Origin of the sequence: Erythrobacter sp. HI0063 (assembly GCF_001635685.1) — a bacterium.
Taxonomy (GTDB): Bacteria; Pseudomonadota; Alphaproteobacteria; order Sphingomonadales; family Sphingomonadaceae; genus Qipengyuania.
On record NZ_LWFF01000266.1, the window covers coordinates 1 to 11,131 of the forward strand.

Here is an 11,131-nt window from a genome sequence, read left to right on the forward strand (position 1 = left end):
TAGCCGCCCGATTGGCCACCGCCGCCGTAGCCGCCACCACCACCGCCGCCGCCGCCGCGCTGGCCGCCGCCGGGGCCGTCGAGCATGGTCAGCGTACCATCGAAGCCGCGCAGCACCACTTCGGTGCTATAGCGATCCTGCCCGTTCTGGTCCTGCCACTTGCGGGTCTGCAATTTGCCTTCGATGAAGACCTTGCTGCCCTTCTTGAGGTAGTTTTCGCAGACGTTGATCAGCCCTTCGGAGAAGATCGCGACGGTGTGCCATTCGGTCCGCTCCTGGCGTTCGCCGGTGTTGCGATCCTTCCACTGTTCGCTGGTCGCGATGCGGAGATTGCAGACCTTGCCACCGTTCTGGAAGCTGCGCACCTCGGGGTCCTGCCCCAGATTGCCGATCAGCATGACTTTGTTGAGGCTGCCTGCCATCGATTCGTCCCTTCTTGAATTCTGGCGAGGGCCTAACCGAGCGTATGGCGTCGGGCTAGGCCCGCGTGAAGATATGCACGACGGTCCGCGCTACAGCCCCAGACCGACCGCCACCCAATAGGTGAGCCCTGCGAAAATCCAGGCCAGCGCGAACAGATAGACGACCATGAAGATGGGCCATTTCCACCCGTTCGTTTCACGCTTGGTCACGGCAATCGTGGACAGGCATTGCGGCGCGAACACGAACCAGGCGAGGAAGGCGAGCGCGGTGGGCAGGCTCCAGAGCGAGGAAATCCGGTCGGTAACGCCCTGCGCCTCCAGCTCTTCATCGTCCGCATCGACGGCGTAGGTCGTCGCAAGCGCGGTCACCGCGACTTCGCGGGCGGCGAGCGCCGGGATCAGCGCAAGGCTCATCTCTCGGTTGAAGCCGACCGGTTCGAGGACGGGATGGAGCGTGTCGGCGACCGCGCCTGCATAGCTCGCATCGAGCTGGCTTTCGCCCGGTTCGGCCCGCGGGAAGCTCAGCAGCACCCATAGCGCGATCGTCGCCACGAAGATGATTGTGCCCGCGCGGCGCAGGAACACCCAGGCGCGTTGCCACAAGCCGATGGCAAGATCCTTGATCCGCGGCATCTGATAGCGCGGCATTTCCATGATGAAGCCAGAGGCCGCACCCTTCGCGACCGTGAAGCGCAGCACGAAGGCCACGACCATCGCGCCGACGATTCCCGCCACATAGAGCGCAAAGAGGACCAGCCCCTGAAGCCCGATGCCCGGTCCGACGGTCGTTGCAGGAATGAACGCCGCGATGATGACGGCATAGACCGGCAGGCGCGCCGAACAGGTCATCAGCGGCGCGATCAGGATCGTCGTCAGCCGGTCCTTGGGATCGGAAATGCTGCGCGTCGCCATGATGCCCGGAATGGCGCAGGCGAAGCTGGAGAGGAGCGGAATGAAGCTTTTGCCCGACAGGCCCACGCTCGCCATCACGCGGTCCATCAGAAAGGCGGCGCGGGCCATATAGCCGGTCGCCTCCATGATGAGGATGAAGAAGAACAGGATCACGATCTGCGGCAGGAAGACGACCACCGAGCCGACCCCGGCCAGTACGCCCTCGGTCAGAAAATCGCGCACCAGCCCCGCTGGCAGCACGTCCGTCACCACGCCCGAGACCGCACCGACCGCGCCTTCCAGCGCGTCGGCAAAGGGAGTCGCCCAGGCGAACACCGCCTGGAAGACCACGAAAAGAAGGCCGAACAGGATCACCGGGCCGAGCCAGGGGTTCAGCAATATCCGGTCCGCGCCGTTTTCGATCGTATGGCGCGTGCTTTTCGAAAGGATCGCGCCGCGCGCGATGTGCTTGGCGGAAAGGCGCCGTTCGGGCAACGTCAGGTGCCAGCGGCGATGCGCGTCTTCATCGGCATGGCTTTCGGCCTCCGCAATGGCCGCGGTCAGTTCGGCGAGGCCCTTGCGGCGGACGGCGACGGTCGGGATCACCGGCACGCCCAGCGCATCGGACAAGGCCTCGGGATCGAGGGTCAGCCCGTCGCGCTCGGCAAGGTCGATCATGTTGAGCGCGACCACGGTCGGCCGGCCCAATTCGAGCACTTCCTGCGCGAAGACGAGGTGCTGTTCGAGATTGGCGGCGTCGAGGACGATGACGAGCACATCCGGCGCGCGCTCGCCCTGGAATTCGCCGGTCACGACATCGCGGGTCACCGCTTCGTCGGGGCTGGCGGCATCGAAGCTGTAAGAACCGGGCAGATCGAGCAGTTCGACGCTGTCGCCGCGCCCGTCCTTGGCCGGAAGCGCCAGCCGCCCCGCCTTGCGCTCCACGGTTACGCCGGGATAATTCGCAATTTTTTGGCGCGCGCCGGTCAGCGCGTTGAATAGCGCGCTCTTTCCTGCATTGGGATTGCCGACCAGCGCCGCACTGCGCAGGCGGATCGCCGTATCAGGAGCGGGATCGTCGCGGCTCATGCCGTGGTCTCCGCTTCGATGAGTTCGACTTCGATCGCGGCGGCGTGGCTGCGACGCAGAGCCACCGTCATCCGCCCGAGCCGGATCGCCAGAGGATCGGCGCCGCCGAAAACGCCGCGATGGAGGACGGCAAGCTCCGCCCCCTCGTCCAGTCCGAGCGCCTGCAGCCGCTTCGCTTCATCCCCGGCCAGCCGTTCCCAGGCGACCGAAACGATTCGCGCAGGCATACCGTGTCGAAGGCCATCCAAAGTCATGCCCGTGCCCTGTCAGAGCCACCGGCCAATTGCAACCGATTATCAATAGCGCCGCCGCGCTATTTCACCGGATAGCGCAGCCGCCCCAGGAAGCGCATCATGCTGAAGCTCTCGCGTTCGTTGCCCAGCAATTGCGCCTTCGCCTTCTCGAACTTCATCACGCCGTCGATGCGGCGGTCGAGAAAGGCGCGCGTGTCCTGTTTGTCCTCGCTCTCGTCACCCACGAAGGCTGCAAGCGTCGCGCCGTATATTCCGGCCAGGATCGTGCGCTTCGTATAGTGATTCCAGTCGGTCGCGGTATCGCCCGCAAGGCGCCACATGATGTCCGCGCTGTTCCAGGCAGTCTTGAGCGCAGCGGCGGCGTTTTGCGGCATCGCCATGATCGCGGTCGCGCGGCGCAAGGCCTCTTCCTGGCCGCGCACCGAATCGAGCCGGAACTGGATGAGGCTGCGGATCCGTTCGCGCACTTTCATCTGGCCGAGCTTTTCGGGCGGCAGGCGATCCGCCATGGCGCGGTCGATCGTGGCGATCCAGGCCTCGATCATCGCCATCTGGCTGAGGCCTGACTTGCCCTTGAAAGCGAGCCGCGCAACATCGCGATCGACCCCCGCCTGATCCGCAGCCATCTCCAGCGCCTCTTCGCTCCACCCGTCGAAAATCGCCGCCTCGGCGATCAGCGGTGCGAGATGGAGGCGCAGTTCAGCCAGCGTCATGTCCGCCGGATCGAGCGTGTCTGCGGTGGCAGTCTTCCCGTCCCTCACAGGCTCGGCCCGTAGGTCTTGTCCGCACCCTTGTTCGCCCGATCGGCGTCGGCCTGCGCGATCTCCTGCAGCACCGGCCCGCCGCCGACCATCAGCTTGGCATAATCACGTGCCGAGCGGCCCGAATTATCGGTCCGGTCGGGGCTTGCGCCGTTTTTGAGGAGAATGCGGATCATCGCGGTATCGCGGCGATGGATGGCGGAAATCAGCGGCGTCTCGCCCGAGGAATTCGCCTGATCGACTCGCACGCCCGCCTTCAGCAGAGCTTCGATCCCCTCGATATAGCCGAGCTGGGTCGCGATCTGGAGCGGCGTCACGCCCCTCTTGTCCGCCACATCGGGATCGCCGCCCTTCGCCGCGAGAAACGCGATCCAGTTCGCGTCGCGCCGTTCGGTGACGATGTGCATGGCCGTGCGCCCGGTCGCGATATCGCGCGTGTTGATCAGCGTGTTGCCCGGCTGGTTCAGCGCATCGATGACCTTGTCGCCGTCACGCTCCTTCACCGCCTTCAGGAACTCGTATCCTTCGGACATCTGCTGCGCCGCGACCGGCTGGGCGGCCAGCGCCGTCAGGGCCACGGGCACAGCCGTGGCTTTCAACAATGTCGCTGCGATCCGATTTCTACCAAGCACTTCGCCAGACCCTTTTCCTGCGTTGGATTTGCGCCAAAACGCCCCTTGCCCGCACGGCTTTAGCAGAGCATGAACCGCGACACCATGGCCCCTCCGATCCGCTTCGTATCCCGTCTGCTCTGCATGGCGCTTGCAATCCCTTTGCTCGCCGCATGCGATGCCGGTGCACCCGCCCCACCGCCCGAAGAACCGCCGCTGGCCGGTGCCGATATCGGCGGCCCGTTCGAATTGAAGGGCGAGGACGGGAAGACCTACCGGTGGAGCGATTTCGACGGCCAGTATCGGATCGTCTATTTCGGTTACGCCTATTGCCCCGATGTCTGCCCGACCGACGTGCAGCGTATGGCGCAGGGGCTGAATTTATTCGAACGGCAATCGCCCGAACTGGCCCGGCAGATCCAGCCGATCTTCATCACCGTCGATCCGGCCCGCGATACGCAGGAAGTGGTCGGCGAATTTACCGATGCCTTCCATCCCCGGCTGCTCGGCCTGACGGGTACGCCCGAACAGGTTGAGGCAGCGGCGGACGTGTTCCGGGTCTATTACCAGAAGGGTGCCGACCAGCCGGGCGGCGGCTATCTGATGGATCACTCCAACTTCACCTTCCTGTTCGGCCCCGATGGCGCGCCGCTGGCGACCTTGCCGACCGATCTCGGCCCCGAAGCGGTGGCCGAAGAGCTGGCGAAATGGGTGCGATGAGAGACAGGTTCTGGGAGCGCCCGCTCGCCGAACTCTCGCCCGAAGAGTGGGAAGCGCTGTGCGACGGGTGCGGGCGCTGCTGCCTCCACAAGATCGAGGACGAGGATACCGGCGAAATCGCGGACACCAATGTCGCCTGCCGTCTACTCGACTGCGAGACCGCGCGATGCAGCGATTATGCGAACCGCAAGAGCTTCGTGCCCGATTGCCTGCGCCTGACGCTCAAGATCGTCGACAGTGTCGAGTGGCTGCCGCGCACCTGCGCCTACCGCGTCCGCGCTGAAGGGCGGCCGCTGCCACAATGGCACTATCTGATTTCGGGCGATCGCGAAGCGGTCAAGCGTGCGGGCGTGTCGGTTTCGGGCCGCGTCATCAGCGAAACCCGCGCAGGTCCGCTCGAACATCATATCGTCGAATGGGATGATGAAGACGCTTGGGCCGAGGAAACCGACGCGCCATGATCGAGTGGCTGCGCGCCGACCGGCAGGACCCGGCGATCGAGCTGCTGGGCCGCACGGTCCCGATCCACATCACTCGCCACGCCCGCGCGCGACGGCTGACCATGCGGCTTTCGCCCGACGGGGGCGCCGTGCGCGTCACTTTGCCGCGCTGGAGCCGCAGCGCGGAGGCGCTCCGCTTCGCATGGGACCGCCGCGACTGGCTGGAAGCGCAGCTCGCCAAAGTGCCCGTCCGCGAAGATCCGGTGACGCGCGGCCATCTGACCTGGTGCGGACAGACGCTCGCGATCGACTGGCGGGCGGATGCGCCGCGTCGACCGGTCCGCTCGGGCGACACGCTGACGCTGGGCGGCCCGCGCGAAACATTGCCGCAGCGTCTCGCCCGCTGGCTTGAAAGCGAGGCCGAGCGCCTGATGGCAGACGATCTCGCCTTCTATTGCGAGCGCGCGAAGATCGCCGCGCCGACGTTAAGACTGTCGCGCGCGCAACGCCGCTGGGGCAGCTGTTCGAGCAGTGGGACGGTCCGCATCAATTGGCGGCTGGTCCAGGCGCCCGACGCGGTGCGCCGCTCGGTCGTCGCGCACGAGACCGCGCATCTCGTCCATTTCGACCACAGTCCGGCCTTCCACGCCCTTCTCGCCGAAATCTACGAGGGCGATCAGCACTGGGCCGATGCGTGGCTGAAGAACCATGGGCGGACGCTCTACGCCGATTTCGGTTGAGGCGGAGCCCTCTGGCACTTTCGCCTCCGACACTCTATCTTGCCGGTCATGCGCCTTTCCACGCGATTCAACCCGGTCGGCGGGATTCAGGATTTCTGGTCCGAATTCACCCGCCCCAATCCCTATCGCTGGCCGATCCTGGCCGTATCGCTGCTCTGCACGTTCAGCCTGTTGTTCTGGATAACGAAGGAACGCGTCATCGGCCCGCCGGTCCGGCCCGAAGTGACCTTCATCTCGACCTTCGCCGAAGGCCGTACGGACGAGGAGATCGTCGCCTCGAACCTCGCCAATCAGCAATTGCAGGATCGGATCCGCGAAGAACAGGCCGTGCGCGAGGAAGAAGTGCGCGAGATGTACCGCACGCTCGGACGGGCGAGCGGTCTGGACGTCGATGCGATGGAAGCCGAGATCGCCGCCGATCGCGCCCGCCAGGAAGCCCGTCGCAAGCGGCTGCTCGAAGCGGCAGGCCTTCCGGCCCAAACAGCGACCGAAGCCGAAACCGATCCTGAAACCGCAGCCGAATAACGCGCCCGGCGCCGAAGACCGGCGCTGGCTCGACGCGGCGGCGCGACTTGCGTTGCGCGGACGACCGCTCGCGCGGCCAAATCCATCCGTCGGCGCGCTGCTGGTCAAGGACGGACTTGTGGTCGGGCGCGGCTGGACCCAGGCAGGCGGGCGTCCCCATGCCGAGGCGGTGGCGCTCGATCAGGCAGGCGACACGGCGAAAGGCGCGACGCTCTATGTTACGCTCGAACCGTGCGCGCATGTCTCGTCGCGCGGGCCATCGTGCTCCTCTCTTCTGGCGAACAGCGGTATCGTGCACGCAGTCGTCGGGTGTGGCGATCCCGATCCGCGCACGGCGGGGCGAGGCCTCCAGACACTACGCGCGGCGGGTATCGACACCCTGCTTGTCGACCATTCGCCTTCCGCCGCCAGCCTCGCCGGCTATCTGACCCGCGCGCGCCTCGGCCGCCCGCATGTCACGCTCAAGCTGGCCCTTTCGCTGGACGGCTGCATCGCGCTGCCCGATGGGTCGAGCCGGTGGATCACCGGAGCGGAGGCGCGCGCCCATGTCCATGCGCGCCGCGCGCTGGCGGATGCGATCCTCGTCGGCGGCGGAACCTGGCGCGCCGATACGCCCCGGCTGGACGTACGCCTGCCGGGCCTTCAGGATCGCAGCCCCGAACGCGTCGTCCTGACGCGCGGATCGATCGAAGGCGTCCGTACGATTGCCGCGCCAGAGGAAATCGCCACGCTCGATGCGCTGTATCTCTATGTCGAAGGCGGCGCGGCGACCGCCGCCGCTTTTCTGGCCTCGGACCTCGTCGACCGGCTCGAAATCTATCGCGCGCCGATCCTGATCGGGAACGGCCTGCCCGCGCTCAGGGATATCGGCCTCAGCGATCTTGCCGAGGCCCATGGCCGCTGGCACAGGGCGGAGACACGCATTCTCGGCCCGGACGTTTACGAGCGTTACGAGCGCTTCGGCCAAAAAGGATAGAGCCATGTTCACCGGCATCGTCACTGCCATCGGCCGGATTGCGGCCACCGAGACGCGCGGCGACACCGCCGTGCGCATCGCCTGCCCCGAGGAGGCGCAATGGCAGCCGGACACGATTCCCGTCGGCGCTTCCATCGCCTGTTCGGGCGTCTGCCTGACCGTGACCGAGCGCGGCACAGATGCCGATGGCCCCTGGTTCGCGGTCGACGTTTCGGGCGAGACGATTGCGCGCACCGTGCCCGGCATGTGGAAGGAAGGCCGCCCGCTGAACCTCGAACGGGCGCTCAAGATCGGGGACGAATTGGGCGGCCATCTCGTGACGGGCCATGTCGACACGGTCGGTGAGGTCGTGCTGTCGCGCGAGGAAGGCGGATCGCGCAAGATCGCCATCCGCATCGGGCGCGAACATGCGCCCTTCGTCGCGCCCAAAGGGTCGATCACGATCGACGGCGTTTCGCTGACGGTGAACGATGTGCGCGACCGACCGGACGGATCTTGCGACTTCGCCCTGAATCTCATTCCCCACACCGGCGAAGTCACGACGCTCGGCGACCTGCGCGAGGGAAGCCGCGTCAATCTCGAAATCGACGTACTGGCTCGCTACCTCCAGCGAATGCGCGCGCTCGACCGCGCCTGAGCGGTCCGGGCGCTGTCGGTCCGAAGCGTCGTCCGACCCTTGGTCGTCTACGCCTGCGGAACGCGCCTCAGCCCGCCACCGTCGCCAGCGCGGCGATGAACTTGTCGATATTGCCGCGATGGAGACCCGCCACATTGATGCGGCCTGACCCGGCCATGTAGATGCCGTGATCCTTGCGCAGCGCGGCGATCTGGTCGCTGGAAAGCGGGAGCACGGCGAACAATCCGTTCTGGTCGGCCAACGCGCTCAGGTTGAGGCCGGGGATGTCGCCATCCGCCGCGGCCAGGCGTTCGCGCACGCCGCGCATCCGCTCTCGCATATCGTCCAGCTCGCCGAGCCAGTCGCGCGTCAGATCCTTATCCTCGACCACAATACGCACGGCGGCCCCGCCGTGATCAGGCGGCATCGACCAGGTCGCGCGCGCCAGCATGTTGGCGTTGGACATGATCGCGTCGAGATCGCCGGCCTCTTTCGCCAGCACGTAAAACGCGCCCACACGGTCACGATAGAGTCCGAAATTCTTGTCGCAGCTATAGGCGACCAGCGCTTCGGGCACGGCATCGATCACCGTGCGAATGCCCGCCGCATCCTCTTCCATCCCGTGGCCTAGGCCCTGATAGGCGATGTCGAGCACCGGAAGCACGGCACTGTCCGCCAGCGCATCGGCAATCGCGCGCCATTGTTCGTCCGTGTAATCGATCCCGGTCGGGTTGTGGCAACAGCCGTGGAGCAGCACCAGCTCGCCCTCGCCCCCTTCGCGGATCACGCGCAGGACCGCATCGAGATTCGCCGTCCCGTCGGGCAACGCATGGTCGAAGGGCACGGTCTCCAGTCCCAGATCGGAAACGATCTGCGCGTGGTTGGGCCAGCTCGGCGTACCGAGATGGACGCGCCGCGCCCCGGCCTTTTGCGCCAGCGCCAGTGCCAGCCGCACCGCGCCGGTGCCGCCCGGCGTCTGCATCCCGGCGATGCGCCCGCCACGCTCCGGATTCTCGCCGAAAATGTAGGGCATCAGGCCCGAAACGAACCCGCCATCGCCTTCCGGGCCGAGATAGCTTTTGGAATCCTGTTCATCGACCAGGCGCTGTTCGGCGCCCTTGATCGCCTTGAACACCGGCGTCGCCCCGTCTCCGGTGCGATAGACGCCGACGCCGAGATCGATCTTGTCGTCGCGCGGATCGGCGGCATGAAGCTTGATGAGCGCGAGCAGCGCGTCGGCGGGTTGGGCTTGGAGAGCGTCGAGCATGCCCGCGTCCTTGCCCGCGCGCCGGAGCGCCTGCAACAGGGAATTGTCTATCGCAGAGACGAGATCGGCTTCATCATCCGCATGCCCGATGCGCGATCAGAAGGGCAGCCAACGCTGCTTCTTCGAAAACTTCATATAGCCCGCATTGATGCCGAGCCTGAGGCCTGCCCCCACCCGGATCGGGATCAGGACGACATCGCCCTTGCGCAGGTAACTCGCCGTCATCCCGCCGATGGCATAGGCCTGGCCCTCGCCCGCCGGATAGCGTTCGTACAATTCCTCGCTGTCGTAGAGATTGTAGACGAGCACGAAGGTACTGCCGGCATTGGCGCCTGCATCGAAGCCGATCGACGGTCCGGTCCAGTAGACCGGGCGCTCGCCCTCGACCTTGTGATAGAGCGTACCCGAACCGTAGCGCGCGCCGACGATGAACGCCCCGCCCGCCTCGCGCCCGACGATATAGGCGTTGGGCTGGCCCTGTTCGGCGAGCAGTTTCTGGATCAGCTTGGCCACCCCTTCAGCGCCCTTGCCGAACACGCCTTCGGCCGCGCCGATCAAATCGTCCTCGCGATACGTTGTCGCAGGGTCGTCCGCCGGGGCGGTCTGCGCATCAGGCGTCGCTGGGACGGTTTCAGACCAATCCACGCCCGTCGCCGTGTCGCTGCCGGGATCGCTCCATGTGGGCGCAGTCGGCTGGGTCGTCTCCGCGGGATAGGAGACACTGGGTTCGACAGGTCGCGGATCGGCATAGACGTCCTGATCGCCCGGGTTTTCGATCAGATCGCCGTCGATCGGTGCCTCATAGGCATCGTTGGGATCGACACGCTCGACCTGTGCGGCAAGCGGCGTCACGGCTAGACCGAGCGCGGCCAGGCCCATGGCGAGCGGGCGCATGACGATCGCAGACCAGCTGCGGGGCAGCGATGGGGCGGACAGGTTCATGGCGGGTTCCCTCCCTTGTGCCGAGCGTGCGACGAACGGGCGCGGCGCTCGTCCAAGACGCGCCGCTCCAATCTTACGAGACGGCGTTGATCGCGCCACCGCAATGAGCGCGCGATGAACCGAATCCGAAACGCGCCGAAGCGAGTCAGCCCCGCGCCCACAATCCTCGATATGGCAGGACCAAACCCCTTGAAGCCACGCCCACCCCCCGTTATAGCGCGCCCCTCGCAGCCGACGTGCTTGCTGCGGAGACGTGGGTGAGTGGCTGAAACCAGTTCCCTGCTAAGGAACCGTACTCTATCAGGGTACCGAGGGTTCGAATCCCTCCGTCTCCGCCACCTCCCCGGTATTAGGTAGCAAACGCACAAAGAAAAGTCGTGCTTTCGCAGCTACCTATAGCGAATGGGCACTACAAACATGAAAGCAAGCCTTGAGGATCGCATTGCGGTTTTCAAAGGCGAACTCGAAGAAATCGACGCTGAGATCATCAAGATCGAGATCGAGGAAGGCATCGATATTCTCCAGCTGCTCAAAAATCGCCGGAAGAAACTGCACGCTCTCATTGGCGGAGCGGAAGACATCATCTTCGATAGCGACCCGAACTGGCGAAATAAGGTGAAGCCGCGCAAGAAGCACAAATGGCATAGCCCTTTCCGGTCAGGTGAGCTGGGTCGCTTTGCCCTTTGTATTCTGCGTGAACGGAGTCGCTGGATGCGCCCTCGCGAGGTGGCGCGCGAAATGCTCCTGCTCAGGTGCGACCGGGTCAACGAACGTGTGACCCTCGATAAGGTGACCAATTCGGTCTCTGGCTACTTCGCAAAACACGAAGGCGACCTTCTCAACACTTGAATGAGGCTAGGGCTTTCATTTGATGCCC

14 protein-coding genes and 1 tRNA gene are annotated in these 11,131 nt (G+C 65.5%); 8 read left to right on the top strand and 7 right to left on the bottom strand.

Annotated elements, in window-relative coordinates:
* From ssb to A3736_RS08390, 5 genes are all read right to left on the bottom strand, one after another.
* The coding region (gene ssb / locus A3736_RS08370; RefSeq protein ID WP_067681576.1) for a single-stranded DNA-binding protein at positions 1 to 422 on the bottom strand (422 nt) is incomplete at its 3' end.
* Between the two features lie 90 nt (positions 423 to 512).
* The gene (locus A3736_RS08375) at positions 513 to 2,402 is read right to left on the bottom strand and encodes a ferrous iron transporter B (protein WP_067681579.1); all 1,890 of its coding nucleotides are present in this window, start codon (positions 2,400 to 2,402) and stop codon (positions 513 to 515) included.
* Positions 2,399 to 2,656: a FeoA family protein gene (locus A3736_RS08380; protein WP_067681582.1), complete on the bottom strand. Its 258-nt coding sequence runs from the start codon at positions 2,654 to 2,656 to the stop codon at positions 2,399 to 2,401. The genes A3736_RS08375 and A3736_RS08380 overlap by 4 nt, the downstream gene beginning before the upstream one ends.
* Positions 2,657 to 2,715: 59 nt before the next feature.
* Complete coding sequence (locus A3736_RS08385) at positions 2,716 to 3,369, bottom strand: COQ9 family protein (protein ID WP_067681649.1); 654 nt, start codon at positions 3,367 to 3,369, stop codon at positions 2,716 to 2,718.
* A gap of 44 nt (positions 3,370 to 3,413) precedes the next feature.
* Positions 3,414 to 4,016 (bottom strand): ankyrin repeat domain-containing protein, encoded by a 603-nt coding sequence (locus tag A3736_RS08390; RefSeq protein WP_233999319.1) that lies wholly within the window; start codon positions 4,014 to 4,016, stop codon positions 3,414 to 3,416.
* A 102-nt stretch (positions 4,017 to 4,118) separates the two neighbouring features.
* On the opposite strand from A3736_RS08390, the gene A3736_RS08395 reads away from it, so the two are divergent.
* Genes A3736_RS08395 through A3736_RS08420 form a run of 6 tightly spaced genes read left to right on the top strand, consistent with a single transcriptional unit; the run spans position 4,119 to position 8,066 of the window.
* Positions 4,119 to 4,748 (top strand): SCO family protein, encoded by a 630-nt coding sequence (locus A3736_RS08395; protein ID WP_067681591.1) that lies wholly within the window; start codon positions 4,119 to 4,121, stop codon positions 4,746 to 4,748.
* Positions 4,736 to 5,209 (top strand): YcgN family cysteine cluster protein, encoded by a 474-nt coding sequence (locus A3736_RS08400; RefSeq protein WP_067681594.1) that lies wholly within the window; start codon positions 4,736 to 4,738, stop codon positions 5,207 to 5,209. The genes A3736_RS08395 and A3736_RS08400 overlap by 13 nt, the downstream gene beginning before the upstream one ends.
* A complete protein-coding gene (locus A3736_RS08405; protein WP_067681597.1) occupies positions 5,206 to 5,928 on the top strand; it encodes a M48 family metallopeptidase in 723 nt (240 codons plus the stop codon). The genes A3736_RS08400 and A3736_RS08405 overlap by 4 nt, the downstream gene beginning before the upstream one ends.
* A gap of 48 nt (positions 5,929 to 5,976) precedes the next feature.
* Complete coding sequence (locus A3736_RS08410; protein WP_067681599.1) at positions 5,977 to 6,453, top strand: hypothetical protein; 477 nt, start codon at positions 5,977 to 5,979, stop codon at positions 6,451 to 6,453.
* Positions 6,434 to 7,429 carry a bifunctional diaminohydroxyphosphoribosylaminopyrimidine deaminase/5-amino-6-(5-phosphoribosylamino)uracil reductase RibD gene (gene ribD / locus A3736_RS08415; RefSeq protein WP_067681652.1) on the top strand — a complete coding sequence of 332 codons (996 nt, stop codon included), beginning with the start codon at positions 6,434 to 6,436 and terminating at the stop codon, positions 7,427 to 7,429. The genes A3736_RS08410 and ribD overlap by 20 nt, the downstream gene beginning before the upstream one ends.
* A 4-nt stretch (positions 7,430 to 7,433) precedes the next feature.
* Positions 7,434 to 8,066 (top strand): riboflavin synthase, encoded by a 633-nt coding sequence (locus A3736_RS08420; protein WP_067681602.1) that lies wholly within the window; start codon positions 7,434 to 7,436, stop codon positions 8,064 to 8,066.
* A 67-nt stretch (positions 8,067 to 8,133) separates the two neighbouring features.
* Here the strand turns inward: A3736_RS08420 and A3736_RS08425 are convergent, their stop codons facing one another.
* Positions 8,134 to 9,312, bottom strand: coding sequence for an aromatic amino acid transaminase (locus A3736_RS08425; RefSeq protein ID WP_067681655.1), 1,179 nt, complete (start codon positions 9,310 to 9,312; stop codon positions 8,134 to 8,136).
* 96 nt (positions 9,313 to 9,408) lie between these two features.
* Positions 9,409 to 10,254, bottom strand: a complete 846-nt coding sequence (locus A3736_RS08430; protein ID WP_082851390.1) for a DUF1134 domain-containing protein — start codon at positions 10,252 to 10,254, stop codon at positions 9,409 to 9,411.
* Between the two features lie 247 nt (positions 10,255 to 10,501).
* Here A3736_RS08430 and A3736_RS08435 point away from each other — a divergent pair.
* Positions 10,502 to 10,592 (top strand) — tRNA-Ser (locus A3736_RS08435).
* Positions 10,593 to 10,671: 79 nt separating this feature from the next.
* Positions 10,672 to 11,103, top strand: coding sequence for a hypothetical protein (locus A3736_RS08440; RefSeq protein WP_067681605.1), 432 nt, complete (start codon positions 10,672 to 10,674; stop codon positions 11,101 to 11,103).
* Positions 11,104 to 11,131: the final 28 nt, after the last annotated feature.